The sequence below is a fragment of the Bacillus sp. FDAARGOS_1420 genome (genome assembly GCF_019344915.1).
GTDB lineage: Bacteria > Bacillota > Bacilli > Bacillales > Bacillaceae_G > Bacillus_A > Bacillus_A mycoides.
In genome coordinates, this window is sequence record NZ_JAHWJB010000003.1 from 13074 (window position 1) to 32475 (window position 19402).

The window sequence follows — 19402 nt, forward strand, 5'->3', positions numbered from 1 at the left end:
GATTCATCTAATTATACTATATTTAATTTTTATTTCCCATTTTTCATGTAATACCAATCCGTCAGTTTATGAAGTAGTTCTTCTTTACCTACCCAGTTCCAGCCTACTCCACTTCCACCTGGGAATGGATCATCTGGGAAAACTCTTCTTTTTATAAAATCATCATACGCAACACCTTTAATTTCTACCTGCTCTGTTAGACACAGACTCATTTCATTAATACCTACTGGAGCTGTTTCTACATTGAAAGTATATACCCCATCTTTCGTCTTCATTGGCGTATACCATTTTTGTCCCCCATCAATGATCTTTTCTTGTCCATCCCAATATAAAGACTTAGTTGGTCTTTTACTATCAAATACATGGCCTGTTTTCTCCGAAAGATACATATTCTTTGGAGAAAAACTTGATGTAGAGCCTGTATTTGTCTTACGTTCTAAATCTTGTTTAGATTTTAATCCTTCATCTGCGAACGGATATTGTGCTGTTGCTGCTGTAAATACACCAGGATAATTTGCATTCCAATCATTTTTATATGTTCCATTTACTTCATACGAAAATCCATATCCAGAATGTAACTTAGACGGCAATAACTTATCAATACTGCCACTTAATGTTTCATAATACATTTCTCCAACTGTATCATCTTTAGAAACACGCTCACTGACTGTTTCTACCACACCTTTTACGCTAGTTACACCACACATCCCTTTTTCATGTGATGGTGCATAGATAGCTGTTTTAATAGGATTATTTTTGTATGTGGTTTCTTCTATATCTATACGATTACCAGCAGGGTTAATTTCAGCCTGAATTGTTCCTTTCCCTTTATGTTGCCAGTCAAGGTTCAATGTTTTCTTTTCTCCCTCTGTTAGTCTTATCTTTTGTAAAGCCACTTGTTGCCCATTATGTTTTAACACCACAACTGTTTCAGGATTCACATATTTTTCTTCTAATCCATCTAACTTCTTAATTTTTTTCTTCTCTTTATCTAGCTTTTCTCTTGCCTTATCTAACCTACCCGCAGCGTTGTCTAGTCTATTCTCTTCCCATGAGCAGTCCCTATCATAATAGTGGTGATTTCCTTCCGCATCTATTTCATGAATAGGATCACGACGGCAATAACTTAAACTTGATTGAGCGCTATCTCTATCTGATTCAGAGCTATTTACTTCCTGCTGGGACTTATTAATATTATTGTTTACCGTCGCTCTATATTGATCACGTTCTGGTTTGAAGTTATCACGTGATACGTCTACTCTTGTTTTAATATTCTTTCCTTCTCTTGCTGTTTCTCCTTCAATTCGGTCAGCCGAAAAATCAATTTTATATTTATAATCTTCTTCATCACCCGGATCTGGGTTAGGTGTAACCTCTGTACCACAGTTACCATCCACATTAAAGTTTACGGTCTTCTCATTTGAATCCCTTTGAACAGCGTCAGTAACTTTAATTTTTGCAGTGTAACGACCACACATTTGCGGCTTCCAGCTTACATCTTCTTTAGTAAATTGTCCTGCATCGCCTTCATTTGGTTTCTGGTTATCTTTTTGCGGATTCGAACGTAAGTAATTCTCCTGATGATGCACTGTTTCGCCATCTTTTTCAATGTCTAGAATCCATTTCACACGATTCCTTTCCCCAGCAGCTGATTGATAAGGATTTACTGTTGTCCCATTAGGGTCTCTATCGTTATACCCTTTTCCCTTGCTGACATACTCAAAACCGTTAAATCTAAATTTTACAGGTATATCCTTTGTACCACTTGAAGCCTTGAAATCTTTTATTTCTGGCTTACTCGTTCGAACATACCACAAATTATATTTATTAGCGTTTCCTCCTGATCCAGCATATCCTCCGGATAAATACGCAATATCACGAATCCAATAAAAATCACCATATGCTTTACTTCCTTGATACTGCGATAGTCTATACTTTAGTATTTCTGCTAGAACAAACTCAGAATTCCCCCAATACTTACTTGCTATTATGTCATAATTAATTCTTTCCACTTCTGTTACCATTCGATCTCCTGCAGGAACTGAACCATTTAGGTATCCCTCATTAGCAATACGAACATAAGGTTCTGAGAAATCTTCATTTTGTGCTTTGTTTTCATTAGGATTATCCCAATTGAAAGAACCATTATATACGGCTGGATAATGTAAGTCACTCAAATATAGTGATTCCTTTGCTGCGTACCCACTTCCTGGACGATAAAACCTTCCAGGCATTTGCAGTTCCTTTGCTTTCATAAAGTTTTCTTCGTTCCCGTCAAAGAACGGAACATCATTGTTATTTGCATGAGCTAATGTAGGTAATAACAACAATGCTGATGTACAACTAATTAATAATTTTCTTTTTAATTTCATATCTTATCCCCCTAGAAAACAAAAAAGGACACACCTGTACCTTTGGTAGGTACGTAAGGTGTGTCCTTTACGTAATTATTATAAAAACATTCTATTATCATATTATGCGACTAATATTATCAAATTTCTCGCATAATAGCAATTTTATTTCTTTTCTACTTCAACATACATCATATGTTCCGCAGTTGAGTGTGCAATTCGGATTTTATGATTCTCTTTCTCAAGTACTTTCGTTTTTTGTGTATCTATTGCTTCCTGTAATTCATTATCTAAATTCAAACCACTTAATAATTTTGTCCACTCTTTAGTTAAAGATACTGTAGCTTTGTTGTTATCTAAGAATATAATTTTATAATTCCCTTCATTATCTGATTGAACAACAAATTGCGCTCCAATAGTACCTGCAGGAAGATACATGTTTTTATCTAGTAAAGATACATCATTACTAATCTCACTATACTTTAAATTTGTACCGAATCTTCCATTAATCTCTTTTATTATTCTTTGTGCTTCATTCGAAACTTGTTGCTTTACAACTGGCATTTTTTCTACTGCTTCAGGGTAATATTCTACATTCTCTGTCACTAAATTTGAATCCATTCCTGTAGGCAATTGGACTTCAGGCTTTGTTTCTGGTTTCTCTTCTGGTTTTGTCTCAGGCTTTGTTTCTGGCTTCACTTCTGGTTTTTCTTCTGGTTTCGTTTCAGGTTTTGGATCTGGCTTCACTTCTGGTTTTTCTTCTGGTTTCGTTTCAGGTTTTGGATCTGGCTTCACTTCTGGTTTTTCTTCTGGTTTTGTTTCAGGTTTTGGATCTGGCTTCACTTCTGGTTTTTCTTCTGGTTTCGTTTCAGGCTTTGGATCTGGCTTCACTTCTGGTTTTTCTTCTGGTTTTGTTTCAGGTTTCGGGTCTGGCTTCACTTCTGGTTTTTCTTCTGGTTTTGTTTCAGGTTTCGGGTCTGGCTTCACTTCTGGTTTTTCTTCTGGTTTTGTTTCAGGTTTCGGGTCTGGCTTCACTTCCGGTTTTTCTTCTGGTTTCGTTTCAGGTTTTGTTTCTTTTTCGATTACATTAATAGAGTTATATAGGAACTGACTGTATTGTTCACGAGTTACGTGCATTTGTGGAGAATACTTATTACTTCCTGTACCAGCTGTAACACCATTTTCCTCTAATGCATTAATTGCATTATATGCCCAAGAGTTTTTATCAACGTCTGTGAATGATGTTTTTGTAGTTGCTTTAAACTTAAATGCATTTGTAAGTACCTGTGCCATTTGTTCACGAGTTAAAATATCATCCGGACCATATTTCCCTTCACCATAACCACTTACAAGACCTGCTTTAGCAAGTGCTAAGATTTCTTTTTCGAACATGTGTCCTTTAATATCAGTAAATGGATTTTTGAAACTAGCATCTGCATCCGCTGGTTTTACATATGCATAAATCATACGAGCAACTTGTCCACGAGTTACATTGTCACCAAAACCAAACTGTCCATTTCCGTATCCTGCTACTACTTTACGGTTTGCTAAATCATAGATTGCTTTAGTAGACCAGTGATTTGCTGGAACATCATTGAATTTTAATGAATCTGTGTTATCAGCCTTTGCAGTAAATGCTCCTGCCCCTAAAAGTGATGTTCCCATAATTGTTAGTGCTGTTGCTGTTTTTAAAAATTTGTTAGCCATTGTTTGTTCCTCCAAATATATTAGTTTTTTTATAGATTCTCTTATTGTACCTAAATTGAACATAAAATCTAGATGTTTTAACATATTAATTAATTGATTAGCATTTTTTTATGACCGCTGTTCTATACGGAAAATATTACCATATAAAAATAGGCTTGTAAAATATTTTTATATATTTATTTTTAAATATATTTTTCTAGTAAAAAAACTATACTTTTCAGCATAGTCTTTTATAGTAAGAATCTTATAGATTTCACCTTCATTATTTAAAATATACTTGTCCCATTCCATCCTTACTTGCCCATATCGGAGCCTTTACACCTTCTACTCCAATTAGCTTAAATATGAAGAAATGGTGTTCTGCATTCACCTTGAAAGAGAGTGGCTGACCATGCTCTATGCGACCTTTCGTATACTCATACTTCCAGCCATCCATCTTTTCTTCTTTCATTTTTTTCTCTATTCCAGGGATTAAATCAACCCTTTTCCCATTGTTATCATATTGAAATCCACCCTTATTTTCTGCACTTTCTACCATATCAGAAGCAAAGTTATGTGCTTTCACCAACTGAATCCCATACAATACACCTTCAGGTAGAAGACTAATTAATAATAAAGAAAGTGTAAGGAATAGAGCTGTAGTTACTGTATTTTGCATTCTTTATACACCTACTCTTTTTCTATTATTTTACATTCCCACCAATTTGTTTTTCTTTTGCATTCGCATCGTAGATAATAATACTTCTTGCTTTACTCTTTATCGTTTCTTTTTTTTCATCAAATTGCTTAAAATAACTAGCAGCTTCTGCATCACCTTCAACAGCGATCATTGCTGGTTTTTCCTGTACAACATGAACAGAAAAATCACGTTTTGAAGCAGGATCTTTAAAATCTGCATTACTGTTATATGCTTTTTCAAATTCTTTTTCTGCTACTTCTCGGTCAACTGCTATCTCTTCCTCTGCACGGAGAGTACCTACTTTTACAGCCTTAGATAGAGCTATCTCGCCCCCTCTTTCTAAAGAAGATTTATTATCAGTATGTGTTGTATCCCCAATCACCATATCCGTAACAAAGAAAAGGCATCCAACAAATAATAGCAACGTACTTGCAGCTACAATAAATTTTTGCATTTTATATCATCCCTTCTTAATTTTCGATCTTTCGGAAACGAAATCCACTTAATATAGAGCTTTTCTTCTGGTTCAGCAATTCGTTTGGTAGTAATAACTCTGCTATCTTCTTCATTATTCCTTCTAACTCTCTATAATAGTTACGACTTGATAGTAACGTACTACTATTCAACTGTGCTTCAAATACATCCTCAATCCCATAAGGTGGTATAGCCGCTAATAACTTATGCCCTAAACATTCTTCCACTACCTCGTGTTTCAACAATGATGATGAAAATTTATTCCCAATTACTTTTGTTTTCTCTAATGCTAAGTAGGAAACTAACTTTCTTTCTTTTTGCGTAAGAGGATGTGCTATCTTTAGCATTTGATGAAGATCCGGCTCCGCTACAAAGAATATGTAATCCGCCATCTCGCATATCTCTTGGTATAAAGCTTTGTCCCAGTCATTACCTGCATCAATAATAGAAATAGGTGCTTCTTGGTTCCCCAACAAGACCTTAATAAAATGGTCAAAGTCCTGCTCTGTTTCATTTTTCAATTCTTGGTCCACAATCGGATTCTTTACGATAAAGTTTATCTTTCCTTGCTTCCACTTTGGAATCGATAATATATCGGATTCCTTCTGTAACATCTCTTTATAGCGCTGTAACATGAACTCGCTGCGATAATTTTCTGGTGCTTCTGTATAACCCTTTAATAGTGGATACGTATATCCCTCATCGTATAGATTCTCTATATAGTTCACATCAATCTGTAGTTCATTCAAATAGGCAGCTAGGAGATGTGAAACAAAAGTAGCTCCACTTCTCCTATTCATACTGGCCACAACAATTGTTTTCCTTGGAATTGCTATACCAATCTGCTTCTCATATACAGGTTCAAACGATAATTTATATTGCTTTTTAATTATTGGTGCTTTTACCGTTTCCTCTTGTACAGACTTACGTTTTTGTTTGTTTTTAAATATTTTTGACTTAGAGGCAGGTTCATCATTGCTTCCTTCCTCTAAGTCACTTGGCACTTCCTCTTCTTCCTCAGCAGGAATGTCCGGTAATTTCGTTTGTTGTGGTGCCTGACTTGCTCCAACAATCTCGGCTACATTCTTAATATCCGACTCCTGTAGCAACTGCGGGATAACTTTATTATCAATATCAATTCTACGAGAGTTGAAAATGTCATAGATACCTAGATAAATCAGTTTCGCCAAAAACTCATCATCATTTTCACGTTCTGTAAAAACTACAATACGAATATCTCGATTAAAACGTATATCCCTTAACTTCTGTAAGATAATTAATTCACGTTTATCTTCCTGTCCCGCATCAATATTTAATCGTTTGTCATTAATACATAGAATCTCGGGTTGTTCCGTATCTAGAATTTCATCTAGATATTTAATATGCATCACATCACTATCAGCCACTTCAAATCCCGCGCCAACAAAATCTTCTCGTAAATATGCCGTATATACAGTATCACTGATGGCCAATACAATTTTTTTGATCATGGTAGACCTCCTTTAACTTTTAGCGTTGGATTAAAATCATGTTTTCAATTGGAATTTGTGCCTGTTGATGAATCTTCCCAAAAATCTCATTGAGAATATACTCCACTTCAACTTGTTCCAATGATCGTGGTGCCTCAAAATCAGAATTAAGTTTTATTCGTATTTCCAGTCGATCTTGAATTTCATTTAATGGTGTATCGAGATAAAGAATTCTGTAGTATAAAACACCATCTTCAATGCTTTTTTGAATCATATCTCTTGTTTGATGAATAAATGTAACCTCTGCAAGCTCAATGAAAGGATTGTCTATCGTTACTCCGCTATTCCAAGTTAGATTCCAAATCTCACAATGTTCTTCCGCATGCACAACAACTCCATTTACTGAAGGCGTAATTGCAAAAAGACGATCTACAGGAACTTTAGTTAAAGTAGTGGTATCCCCATTTACTAGTTCCAATCCTTTTTCCAATCGTTCGTGTTCAAACGCGCATTCAGCGCCAGCAAATGCAATTTCGCAAAATACTTGTTCTAGTAATGGACGAATCCCCTCAAATGTTCGTATTGCAAATACACTAAATTCCTGTGTTTCATCTGTTCGAATGATTTCATATAATTCAAACTCAGATGCATTTACTAAAGCAAAAGGAATATCTTTAATAAGATTCGAATCAGTATATAGCTCTTCTGGAATGTGGGTTTCAGGATGATGTACAAACTCAAGGCATAGTTGATATCCTTTTAAAAATGCATTCTTGACTGCTGCTGGGAATAGAGTTTCAAAGCGCTTTACATTGTTCTTACATTTCTTTTCTTCAACTTCGTTATTAAACTCCCTTTCTTGTAGGATATTAGCTTTGTTACCTAACAATAAAAAGTAATGATTAATGATACGACTAATACTTTCTTCAAACGTTGAATTATCCTCACAATACTTTGCAAATCTCTCTTTACTCATGCTTACAATTTCATTCATAGTTCTGATTTCTCCCTTTCAAATGTTATTAATACATAAAAAAAGACACACCGATGGCAGGTTATGTGCCTTCGGTGTGTCCGTTTAGCTAAAGGATTGATCTATTAATTTGTATATTTCTCTTAGTGAATTTTGTTCATGTATTAGAATACATCTCTGAATTTTAAAAGTCAACAGTTTCAAAAAATCCTAATGCTAATATATTCACTTATATTTTTCTTATTTTTTATGTATCTAATCTAAAGAAAACAATATTTCAAATAAAACCTATAATTGGTTTAATTAGAAGTTGTACCGTAGATATCCTCTTACTTTTAATAATACGCCTTCGACTTCCTATCATTTCCATCCGAACGGGCTTTCCCCATAACAACCACACTTTTTTTAGCGTAACACTATCAGTATATCCAAGTTTAGGAGATTACTTGCAAAAACTTTAGAGTTTTTGCACCAAAACCTTGCAACCTTTATATACAGTCGGATTCACAAAACTACTTAGTACATAATTAACTCACATATTAATGTTATGTAAACAATTAAAGCTCATTCCAGAGAACTCATTCACATTAACATATCAATTGACATTAACATGTGATCAAATTCCCGCTGTTAAATGTTGATTTCATATCGACATTTAACAGCGTTAGCAACCTTATAAGAAACACTTCTAAATGACTAGCACCTACAGAACCCGCCCATACCCAGGCTTGCACCAGAGTTAAAAGCTAACAAAATATAATAAAACTTATAAACCAATAGATACTTCAGTGCATCAATAACCTCTATAACAAATCTCAATTATCTTTTTGATATATTTCACCTAAATAAACACTACTTCGATGGAGCTTCAAAATTCACTCTTAACTCTATGAAACTAAACCCTTTACAAGTTGTCCTTTTAGTTGATACAAAATTAACAGTAAGTATAGTATCATATTCAAATATCAATCTCTTGTTAATAGCATTATAGTTTCATGTTAATGTTACTGATAATAATATAGATATTCTTAACAGTATCACTCATTAACCTGTCTACATGTTAATTTCATTCTCTTTATTCACTTTGTTATTTGCACACATAATTAATCAATTAACACCGAAAAGGTATTGATCGACTTATTTAGATGATCAAAAGGAAGCATTAGTATATTTAACCTTCATATCAAAGCGGTTATTGAACATTCTATGTTGAAAGTGCCCCTTTATGGAAGACCACCATAGATACAGCAGGTGCCTATGGTTGTTTTAGTTGATAAGACATTAACAATGATAGGGGCTGTTCTTGTGTAACTTATTTCATATCAATGTCACGTTATATGTTAATGTCAACACAAACCCGAGATCCGATCCAGGGGCGGATGATTTTCACCTTTATTCAGAAACAAGATGTTTTATGTTAGATAAATAACGTCTTTAAGTTATTTAAAAGCTACCAGTATTAAATTAACTATGCAAATCCAACCAAGTATCCTATACCATATTAAAATACTCGTACATTTCACATTAATGGCAGCGTAGAGTGGGAATTAACTCTTACAGTTTATTTATCTTGATTCTGATCCTATATCGCTAAGTACATTTAAATTCACCAAATAATGCTGATGTAGTAGTATTATTACCTTTTTCTCTAGTTTTTATACATTATAATTTAAATTCCTTAGTTTAGTATGCTTGTTTTTCCATAGTATACTTTAATTATATCCTTATAACTTATTTACAAAACACCTATATTTCCTTATCATTAATATTAAGTGACATGATTTGTTAATCTCATGGCAACTATCATTAATCTTACTAACATAAAAGATAGGTGTTTTCATCGATAGAACATTACCATTTAGACACTTAGAGTTAACAGTAGTATCAACAAATCAAGCATATTACGTGTTAACAGTTAATGTTTTGTTAACAAACATTCGGTTACATGTTGATTTTATATTTCATGTCAATTACTGAACAGGTAGGGATTTACATGATTATTACCGAATTAATGCCTAACATGTCAATTTCAGTTTACATGTTAATTACAAATCGGGTGTTTATGAGTTGATTTTTAAGGAGGTAGTTACAGTGATTGACCAAAAAAACGAATCACAAGACCATCAAACTAATGATGATGACATATTAAATGATACTGTTTTTGAAAAAGCATGGCGAATAACTGAATTTTCTAAACTAGTCGGGCGTCATCATAATACTGTTTATAATTGGTTCAACATTCTAGAGGAAAAAGGGCTTCACGAAACTTTAAGAACCCAAAACACAAACGAAAAACTCTATAATACGTTAGATCTTGAAATTGCTCTATTTATAAAACAAAAAAGAGATGAAAAATGGTCTTTAGATGCCATTATTGACCTTTTACCACACCAGTTTGATTTAAGACCAGTTTCACCAGAGAATCAAACAAATGAAGTATCTACCGAATTAAACCTTCAAGCCGCAGCAGAAATTATCGAAAAAATGGTAACTAAGCAGTTAGAAGAAAAAATAAAACATATTGAATCTCATTATGAAGAAAGGGTTGAAAATATACTAAAACAGTTACCACAACCAGAAGATGTAGAAACCATAAAATTACGCCAACGCCAAGATCGACTGGATAATTTCATTATTGAGCATAGAGCACGTCAGGAATTAAGAAAACAGGCAGAAAGCCTGTGGAATAGTAAACCTGAAGAAGAGCGTACTAGAAAAGTAGGGTGGTTTAAAAAAGAGGAAGATTTGGGTAGAAAACAACTCTTCATTGAGCAGTACATACAGGATAATATTATTGATTATATAAAATCTCTTATGAATACTGTGGAATAACAAAAAAGTCTGGATCTTTATCCAGACTTTTTCTTTATTTTGTAGTACCGAACATCTTATCTGGATCTAGGAAATCCGCAAATTCATCATCTTCATTTGCTCCAGCATCTTTATTTTCTTCATCACTACCCATATCAATAAAATCTCCAAATGCAAAGCCTAAGTCGTCATCATCATCTACATTCTCTATTGTACTAATTTGAGACTTTGTGTACTGAATTTGGCTTTGTCTTTCTTTAAACTCATTAAATTCTTCAACTAAACCTTTAGATAACCTTGATGGTAATGCATCAGTTTTATAGAACGTATATACACTTCCTAAGAAATCATTCTTACTTACTAAATACCCGTTAAAAACGGTACCATTTATAGGTAGATTATTTGAAACTTCTACTTTAGCATCATCCATAAAGGAATCATCAATGTTTTTTTGCTCATCTAAGATAGCCAGCATGCCAAAATGATGTACTCTTGACGCTTCAACAGAACCATCGTTATTTTTCTTCATCAAATCAATTGGAGGATGGAATGAGCTTCCTCTTAATGACTCTTGGAACATCTCTATAATTGCATGGCTATTTTCTATCTGGTTCATATTGCGTGAAACCTTATTAATAACTAAACAGCCCGTTTTCTCAAGTAAAATACGTTTAAAGTCTTGAGAATCAAGTATTACAGATGTACCAGATCCATTGGCAGCAGTATTTAACTCATGAATAATCTCACTAATGCGTTGATTTGCATAGTCTCGCGAATTGGCAATACCTTTTTTCTCATTTTCATTTAATTCCTTAAATTCATCATAAAAGTGCTGGTTATCAGCAAATACTACAAATGCTACACCTTTTGATTTATCATTTGCTAATTTCCAAATCTCCTGTGAAAATTTATTTACTTGTCGTAATACATCTGGCCCATCTGCTCGGACAGGCAGTGTTACAACGATCCCCATTTTTATAAAGTCTTTGCGTTCAATAGCATTTTCAAAGGCGATTCTCGTAAATTTCGCTTGATTTGCTTTTATTTCAGCCATTGGGTATTGCTGTGCAACTTTTTGTAATTCTTGTCTAATTACTGGCTTATTATGAAAAGCCGAAAACTCTTCAATGGCCTTAATGATTGTAGAAGTTCCTGTGCCTCCACCAAGTCCTGCAAAAAACAAAACAAGTTCATCAGATGGTCTTACACGTTCAGTTATAAATTCTTTTAATTTTTCTTTTGCGTCATCATTTGAATCAAGAACCTTTACCGCACGCTCAGGGTTTTTACCTAAACCACCTAATTTAAGTGAAACTTGATTGCTTTTTGGTACATTTTTTAGTTCGGCTAGATCCCCATCATTACTATTTAGCGCTAAGCAGTTATATACTGCTGTTCCGTCTGTATGTTTATATTCCGCAAATTTATCTACCATTCTAGTACCAGCTTGACCAAAACCAATCATCGTCATTTTAACTGCTACTTCATTCTTCAAAAAGTTCTTTGCCATTATTTTATCTCTCCTTATTCACTTTTTTTTCTTTTCCCTAATTCAATAAGTACTTGTTGTCCTCTATAAGTTAAGATTAGAAATTTATATGGGTGCATAGTCTTTTCATAAATTAAAGACATTGATGATAATGTACTCACACTTATTTCAGCCGAACGCCTTGATATATTTGTACGTTCAACTTCTAATGAATAAGATTTTCCTTTTGTTTTCTTTACTCTCCTGTCTATAACTACATTTTCCACTATTTCATTAATGGATATGCCCCTCATATATGTTGTCTCTTGAAATTGTTTGTTTACTACGTTTCCTATGTATAGAAATACACTGTATAGTATCTCGTCTTGTTCAAGAATATCAGCAAACATGTTTACTACTTCATCTGCAAACTTGATTGTTTGATATTTTTCACTTAAAACCTCGTTCAAGTTGTCCCCCCCTTAAAGCATTGGTTAATTATTCCTAGAAACATAGTACATCATTATACGTCGTATATCAAGTCATTCTATATAAAACTTATATACAAAACTTATATATAGAACTTATAAGTCTCTTAATAAAAGAAATCCGTATTTTACATAGGTTTTTATATACGATGTATATATAAAGTGTATATATGATATATCAATCTCACACTTCATGTAATTCACATTTTAACAAGGATTGATTTACTATCATGACTACATGAAATGAACATATCAAAAAATAGCTCTATTTTATTAACATAAAACTTATAAATTATCAATCCAAAACCTTGTGCGTTTTATATATACACTTTGTATATACAGTGTACATTAAAGGCTATATATATCAACGAATTACATTCTTATATATATTAATTTCACATCAACACTACATAGTAAGCGGTACATGTAAGTTGTGTGTATAAGAATTATATGTACCACTTATATAATAATGAGGGAAAAATTATGTATTTTAATAATTAACATTGCACTCATCTATTTATATTGATTAAAAGCTTCCATTAAGTTTCTATAAAAATTCATACTTCATTTTCCCTTCATTAACAATTTGCTTTTACATGATTCATCTCTTGTTAGAAAGGGGATTGTTAATGTTATGTTAATGCATTTCTTCACTTAACTAAACTCTTTTATTAATTCGCACAACTGTGTATGCAGTAAAAACAAGGGTGCTGCATGTGAATCCAATTTCTTATCAATTTCAGTCATTCCTAAAAATCTATTAGGGAAGATTGTTAATTTCATATCCACAAAATTACTCAATCATTTTAAACACTTTGTAGTTTAAAATGATTGAGTAGTTTACTTCGATCGTTCTGACATTTTCACTCCATTATTTTCATATGAACAAAAGACGGTATCTCAAAGTTTATTATGTAGTTTTATGGTTTAGTGAATGGGGATCTATATTAAGGTAAAGAGCCCATGGACGTATTTATACCATGCCGTTGATTCAGAAAGAAATAACATTAATTTTCATCTAAGTAAATTGATGATTCAACACAAAAGGTAAACCCTAAAAAAAATTGAATCTCGCACTGAACCAGTAATAGAAGTAGACACTCAATCACAAAAAAGAAATTAATAATCTAATAACGAGGAAAGAAAATCACTCTTTGTTATCAAAATCCTTTTTATAATTCTTGAATAATTTCAATCCATAAAAATCTTAATATTCCTATCTACGTCTTGTTAGGGCGGCATAACATCACTTTATTAGTGATTTTTCTTTTGAATGCTTGTTAGGTATCTAGCAGTAGCCCGTCCTAACAATCAGAACAATCTCGTAAATCCCATTAAATCAATAATTTTCTACAGATTTATAAAGCAAGTTATCATCCCAACTTTGGAGTACAAGAGTAGGTATCTATAGAAGACAAATCCTCTCATTCATTTTTTCTTGTTTTACAACCAATATTTAGATGTACTAGTATATATAAAATGATACTTATTTAGTTTTAGTTTAATTTAACATGCGAGGTGTATATAGTGTTTAAAAAAGTGTATAAATATAAACGGCCAGGTACCCAAAAATATTTTCATCTAAAAGAAGCAGACATATTTGTTTTTACAGTTTTATATTACAAAAGAGCCCTTACAACACGTCAAATCACTACGTTATATAGTGCATTTGAGGGGAGGGCATGTTCAGAAGCAAGCGTATTTACAAAACTCGATCGATACTCCCAATATGGTGCTATCCTAACTAAAAAAATAGATAAAAGGGATGACAGTATAACAAAACGCGCTTTATTTTCCTTGAAAGAGAAAATAATTGAATTCTTAAAAGAGATAGGGAAGCTCCCATCTGGTGCTTCAAAAAAAAGATATTCACGTATAAATTCACTTCACACTTTATGTTCACGTGAGGTTCTTGTTCGTACTCTACTAGCTACTACAGAGAAGACACAAAACAATGGGATATTATATAAATTAGATATCCGCTCTTATTACCTGAAGAAAAATATGAAAATTGAGGATGGCCAGTTACCGGTGATACCTGATGAACACATTTCATATCAAGATAAAAATATCTATATTGAAATGGATATGTGTACAGAAACTAATTCTACCTTGGTTGAAAAAGTAGGGAAGTATGTAGAATATGCTCAAAAAACGAAGGACAATGTTTCAGTTATTTTTGTCATGTACGACAAATCAATGTTCCTTGCAGAAGAAGCAGAACCACCATACGTACGTATGAAGAATCTATTATTTTCTATGAGGGAGTATCACGAACTTTTAATGACAATACCTAATCTAAATATGTACGTCTGCTCACTTAAAGATGCTGGAGACGTTATTTCAGATATCATTCTTGGAAAAGATGACAACCAAAATTTCGAACAAGATATTCTTGTGCCTTTATCTCAACGTACAGTAGGAGATGCTGAATGGCGTTATGCATTTGTTGAGAACGTACAAATATTTAAGGAACCAATAGATGGCGGTCTACGTCGAACTTATAGGCGAGACAAAGACGTTATACAAGATTTCTTCTTTGTTTTTGGGAACGAAAATGATTATCGAATGATCGCTAGATTAGATGATGTCGTGTTTTCAAGAAGAGAAGGGGATGACGGTGTTCCACTTGTAGTTATCTATCCTAAACGTGAAAAGCCCAGAGATATTCTTCTGATGGACACTTATGAAAATGTACGACTGCTATCAATCCAAAATGAAAGTATCCATATAGACATGGATGAACAGATCATGGTACGTACTGCAAATAACGTTCATCCGAAAAGACGTAAACTTGTTGAGTTATATTAATCTATTATTTTTTATATAACACTATATAATTTTATTGATTTTCATTATTTAAGGTGGTAGAATAACGTTTGAACATATAGTTAAAACTACAATCAAATCAGAACATATGAATTAAGGCAAGCGACACACGCTGTTTTTACAGTGGGTGTCGCTTGCCTTTTTTTATTTGGAGAAAGGTGGAAAATGAAAATGAATTTGCAATTTACAACTGCATCAACAGCCAATGGGGGAGTGCTTTCTGTGAGAGAAGCATTAGCAAATCCAGAACTAGTACTTGAACATATTACAGAAGAAGGTGCGGAGTTCAGCGTTTCACTACAAGATATTCAAATACCTGGTAAGCCTAATTATTATTGGTACGACGTATTGATTGAAACTGCAGCTGCTAAGAAAATAGAAGTGAATATTGCTGTACTTTCTCAAGAAGAATATGACAAGCTTTGTGAAAAATCTAGTATCGACCTATATTTAAAACAGACTGAAGATGCAGCAATGTTCTTTCTAGAAAAGTCAAAAGAGCGATTTAATCCAGAGTTACAAGATCGTTTTACATTCCGCCATAAAGCTCAGCTGTTTCTGTAAGGAATAGGTGAGCCTTTATGAATACGTTTAAGCAAAGGTTGCCTTTATTTACAACTATTACACTAATTAGCGCATTTATTATTTCTTTTGGAGTCGGTTTAATAAACTATATAAAGTTACTATACTATGCATTTGAACTACCGTCTTATCCTATAGAAATTACATATGTACCACTTATCTTAATGTTCTTCTCTTTATTTCTAGGAGAATTTAGTTTTCGTTTCTACAGCCGTATTCCAGCTTTACATGTGAAAAATGGGAAACTTTTCATTCTAATTGCTTCACACATCGCAGTTGATATCCACTTCTTATGGTTTGCGACTGCTCCTATCCATGCAAAGGTTATCCCTTATCTCACGGATAAAGCAACGCATGTTAATTTTGGTGAATATCAGGCAGTAGGCCATGTATTAACGGGGAATTTCCACACATTAACCATGATATTTGTGTTTTTACCTACTGTATTTATGATCTTGTTTACTCTTTGGTATAGCGGGCATATTGTTCGTTACCGGGAAGAAATTTTAAAATGGGTACAAAAATATGAGTACAAAAACCACAAGTTACAAAAATGGTTTAATAGTCAGGAACAACAAATATATCCTCATGTAGAAATTGGTCCTCATATTGAGCATAAAGAAATGGTTCGTATCAAAGGGAAAGATAGAACATTAAATGGAATCATTATTGGTCCAATTGGTTCTGGTAAAACATCTAGTTTAATCATTCCAATGATTAATCAAGATTTACACTGGATGGTACGTTTCATTAATAAGTTCGAGAATGCTTATAAAAAAAATGATTATGATACGGAAGAAGTAAAAGGGACGTTTTTAAATGGTATCACTGTTATTGAACCGAGTAATGATTTATGTCAAAAAGTATTTAAGTTAGTACAAGCACACAAAATTCCTGAAAGCTCGGTTTACTATATTGATCCAACTAACCCTGATACAAAAAACATAAACATTCTGCGTGGACCAGTTGATAAAGTAGCAGAGGTTTTCGCAATGGTTATTCAAGGTTTATCTGAATCCAACAATGCATTCTTTGAACAAGCACAGCGTAACCATCTTAAGCAACATATCTATTTATTAAAGCTGCACAACCCGCAAAAAGATGTAACCTTCGACGACTTGATAGAGATGTATGATGATGTAGAACGTGTCCATCGTATGCATAAACTGTTAAAAGTACAGGTGGAAAAGTTATACGATTTTGTTCAAACTGGCGCTGCTTCGCGGGACCAGAACAACGAATATAAAATTATAAAAGGGATAGATGAGTGGTTTGATAATACAATTCGAGAAAAAACAGATTCTCAAGGCGAACCTGCGGTTTATAAAAAAGGGAAATACCGCGGGCACCCCATGCATTATGATAGAGAAGAAGAATATGTAAAAGGATTACGTAATATTTTAAAAGACCTTGCTTCGAACGTACTAATACGACGAGTTTTATTTGGTAAATCCGATTTCGATTTTGATGTACATTTAGAACAAGGTGGAATTTTATTAGTAAATACGGCAAAAGGGGAATTGGCAGACCTTTCTAATGTATTAGGAAAATTCGTCTTACTTAGTATACAGAATGCTGTATTCCGTAGAGAACCAAACATTTCACCATACCACCATATAATTGTCGATGAATTCCCAGATTACGTTGTCCGCCCGTTTAAAGAATTCCCTGCACAATCTCGTAAATATAAAGTAATCCTGACAATTGCAAGCCAAACACTATCTCAATTAGCTCTCGATTTCACAGAGCAGTACATGTTTACCTTGCTGGGCTCATTCCGTAACAAAATGATATTTGGAGATGTTACGCCATATGATGCAAAGATTTTCTCTGACATGTTTGGCGAAAAAGAGGAATTTAAAGAATCTGAATCTGAACAAGGCATTTCTCCTATGCAAGAGAATCCCGTTAGTCGTTTAGGATCAACCTATCAAAAAACAAAAGAAGTGGTTATGTCGCCAGGGGATATTATGGCACAAGGTGCATTTATTTGTGCTGCTCGTATCGTACAAGATAATCATGTGCAGCCTGTACAACAAATCACAAGTAATTTTGTACCTAAAGAAGAGTTTGCTAAAGCGATTATTCAAGTTGACGAAAAACTAGGGCAATATTGGGGAAATGAGCGTCTCATTCTAATTAAGGAATCTATTACTAAAGCAAATCCAATGAAGCACGTAGATGCAGAGAATATGAAAACAATAGAACCATTACCACCTATACAGAATGATACGATGGAGCAGAACAATTCTATAGGAACAGACGAGGGACAACAGCACATTGTCTCATTGGATAATTATAAGGAGAATAAATCTGAACCTGAAACAAAAGAAGTCGAAGATATAGTTGTATCAAATACATCCATTGCTAATGAACAACAGACAAGCCACAACGAGAAAGATGAAGAGGACACTTCTCTATATGAAGAGATTAAAAGCTTCGTAATTGAATCACAGCAAGTCTCGCCATCCCTGCTGCAAAGAAAATTTAGGATTGGCTATATGAAGACAGCGCGATTAATTGAGAAGTTAGAACAAAATCTAGTTGTCAGCTCCTATACAGGAAAAGAACCTCGTGAAGTTCTAATTTCAAAAGACAATAGTAGTCCACTGTCGCCAGAGGCGTCTGATATAAATTCTACCGTCTTGTACAAAACAAATTCCGATAAAAGTATTCCTCAAGAAGTAGCCATTCCAAGCGAAGACAAGGAGGCCGCGCTTGTAGAGACAAGCTTTTTTAAAGATATCTTATATGATGATGTTGTAATTTTTGTGAAGCAATCCAGGGCGACTTCCCTATCGGCATTGCAGGATAAATTTAATATTGGTTCTACACGTGCCTCACGCTTACTAGATGCCTTACAACGTTATGGAGTCTTAAATGACATAGACATGCAACAAAAGTTGGAATGTGTAACACCTGAAATACATGAAGAGGTAGTTGAAGAAATAATCAAGGAAGTAATTGAGCTAAAGCCAGAGGATATAGTAGATTCCTATGAAATAGATATGGATGTGGCCGAACTTAACAAAGGTTTATCCATTTCTATAATAGAACAAGAGTGGAACACAGATGCTTCAATTGAGACGGAGCTTTCAATTAAAACCGAACCATTCCAAGAGGAGTTACAAGAAGAAGTAAATACACTGCAAATGGCGGAAGAATCAGAAACAGATATTGGTGACAAGCTGATTCCAGTTATAGAAGCAGTAGATTTTACAGAAGAAAACAAACTTGATGCAGATGTAGCAAAAGTCTACGAATCAATTAGTACTACTGTCTATAAAAACTTAGAAAAAAATAGGCTAGGGAATCCTAAAAATAATGAAGAGCAACGAGAGTATAGCCCTATGACCTATAAAGAACGTCAAGAACTTCTAAAAACTCAACAGAAAAATAAGTATAGTGAAACGCAGCCACTGTCATATAGAAATGAACAACCTAAGAAAAATGCATCTAACGTGATGAGCAAAGAATTAGACGAGTTTTTTAATTGATAATTTAATAGAACCAATACTACCTAAAATATGATAAAATAAAACTAATATATATGTAAAAAATATACACAAAT

At 33.6% G+C, this 19402-nt stretch carries 13 protein-coding genes; 5 read left to right on the forward strand and 8 right to left on the reverse strand.

Translation table 11 applies throughout. The features are described 5' to 3' along the window. Positions 1–29 precede the first annotated feature (29 nt). The 6 genes from I6L50_RS29155 to I6L50_RS29180 form a co-directional block, all read right to left on the reverse strand. Positions 30–2372: a hypothetical protein gene (locus I6L50_RS29155; protein WP_219303774.1), complete on the reverse strand. Its 2343-nt coding sequence runs from the start codon at positions 2370–2372 to the stop codon at positions 30–32. 144 nt (positions 2373–2516) lie between these two features. After that, entirely contained in the window at positions 2517–4121 is a 1605-nt protein-coding gene (locus I6L50_RS29160; RefSeq protein WP_219304039.1) for an S-layer homology domain-containing protein, read from the reverse strand. Positions 4122–4320: 199 nt separating this feature from the next. Next, positions 4321–4716: a DUF4320 family protein gene (locus I6L50_RS29165; RefSeq protein WP_219303775.1), complete on the reverse strand. Its 396-nt coding sequence runs from the start codon at positions 4714–4716 to the stop codon at positions 4321–4323. 25 nt (positions 4717–4741) lie between these two features. Next, positions 4742–5191: a hypothetical protein gene (locus I6L50_RS29170; RefSeq protein ID WP_002069464.1), complete on the reverse strand. Its 450-nt coding sequence runs from the start codon at positions 5189–5191 to the stop codon at positions 4742–4744. Positions 5192–5207: 16 nt separating this feature from the next. Beyond that, positions 5208–6701, reverse strand: coding sequence for a CpaE/TadZ family protein (locus I6L50_RS29175; protein WP_219303776.1), 1494 nt, complete (start codon positions 6699–6701; stop codon positions 5208–5210). Positions 6702–6720: 19 nt separating this feature from the next. Next, a complete protein-coding gene (locus I6L50_RS29180; protein WP_219303777.1) occupies positions 6721–7674 on the reverse strand; it encodes a hypothetical protein in 954 nt (317 codons plus the stop codon). 2070 nt (positions 7675–9744) lie between these two features. Between I6L50_RS29180 and I6L50_RS29185 the strand changes: the two genes are divergently transcribed. After that, positions 9745–10485 (forward strand): MerR family transcriptional regulator, encoded by a 741-nt coding sequence (locus tag I6L50_RS29185; RefSeq protein ID WP_002069459.1) that lies wholly within the window; start codon positions 9745–9747, stop codon positions 10483–10485. Between the two features lie 34 nt (positions 10486–10519). Here the strand turns inward: I6L50_RS29185 and I6L50_RS29190 are convergent, their stop codons facing one another. Together I6L50_RS29190 and I6L50_RS29195 are read right to left on the reverse strand one after the other, a co-directional pair. Continuing rightward, positions 10520–11974, reverse strand: a complete 1455-nt coding sequence (locus I6L50_RS29190) for an FtsZ/tubulin family protein (RefSeq protein ID WP_219303778.1) — start codon at positions 11972–11974, stop codon at positions 10520–10522. Positions 11975–11988: 14 nt separating this feature from the next. After that, complete coding sequence (locus I6L50_RS29195) at positions 11989–12402, reverse strand: hypothetical protein (RefSeq protein WP_078205620.1); 414 nt, start codon at positions 12400–12402, stop codon at positions 11989–11991. 952 nt (positions 12403–13354) lie between these two features. Between I6L50_RS29195 and I6L50_RS29200 the strand changes: the two genes are divergently transcribed. The 4 genes from I6L50_RS29200 to I6L50_RS29215 all read left to right on the forward strand — a co-directional run bounded on the left by I6L50_RS29200 (position 13355) and on the right by I6L50_RS29215 (position 19328). Continuing rightward, complete coding sequence (locus I6L50_RS29200) at positions 13355–13471, forward strand: DDE-type integrase/transposase/recombinase (RefSeq protein ID WP_374108434.1); 117 nt, start codon at positions 13355–13357, stop codon at positions 13469–13471. Positions 13472–13947: 476 nt separating this feature from the next. Beyond that, a complete protein-coding gene (locus I6L50_RS29205) occupies positions 13948–15231 on the forward strand; it encodes a replication-relaxation family protein (protein WP_219303779.1) in 1284 nt (427 codons plus the stop codon). Between the two features lie 189 nt (positions 15232–15420). Further along, positions 15421–15813, forward strand: a complete 393-nt coding sequence (locus tag I6L50_RS29210) for a hypothetical protein (RefSeq protein ID WP_219303780.1) — start codon at positions 15421–15423, stop codon at positions 15811–15813. Between the two features lie 17 nt (positions 15814–15830). Next, on the forward strand, positions 15831–19328 hold the full coding sequence (locus I6L50_RS29215; RefSeq protein ID WP_219303781.1) for a DNA translocase FtsK: 3498 nt from the start codon (positions 15831–15833) through the stop codon (positions 19326–19328). Positions 19329–19402 lie beyond the last annotated feature (74 nt).

Coding starts and splice junctions, on each gene's coding strand:
- I6L50_RS29155 (WP_219303774.1), bottom strand. CDS start 2,372: ATGAAATTAAAAAGAAAATTATTAATTAGTTGTACATCAGCATTGTTG.
- I6L50_RS29160 (WP_219304039.1), bottom strand. CDS start 4,121: ATGTTCAATTTAGGTACAATAAGAGAATCTATAAAAAAACTAATATAT.
- I6L50_RS29165 (WP_219303775.1), bottom strand. CDS start 4,716: ATGCAAAATACAGTAACTACAGCTCTATTCCTTACACTTTCTTTATTA.
- I6L50_RS29170 (WP_002069464.1), bottom strand. CDS start 5,191: ATGCAAAAATTTATTGTAGCTGCAAGTACGTTGCTATTATTTGTTGGA.
- I6L50_RS29175 (WP_219303776.1), bottom strand. CDS start 6,701: ATGATCAAAAAAATTGTATTGGCCATCAGTGATACTGTATATACGGCA.
- I6L50_RS29180 (WP_219303777.1), bottom strand. CDS start 7,674: ATGAATGAAATTGTAAGCATGAGTAAAGAGAGATTTGCAAAGTATTGT.
- I6L50_RS29190 (WP_219303778.1), bottom strand. CDS start 11,974: ATGGCAAAGAACTTTTTGAAGAATGAAGTAGCAGTTAAAATGACGATG.
- I6L50_RS29200 (WP_374108434.1), top strand. CDS start 13,355: ATGGGGATCTATATTAAGGTAAAGAGCCCATGGACGTATTTATACCAT.
- I6L50_RS29210 (WP_219303780.1), top strand. CDS start 15,421: ATGAATTTGCAATTTACAACTGCATCAACAGCCAATGGGGGAGTGCTT.
- I6L50_RS29215 (WP_219303781.1), top strand. CDS start 15,831: ATGAATACGTTTAAGCAAAGGTTGCCTTTATTTACAACTATTACACTA.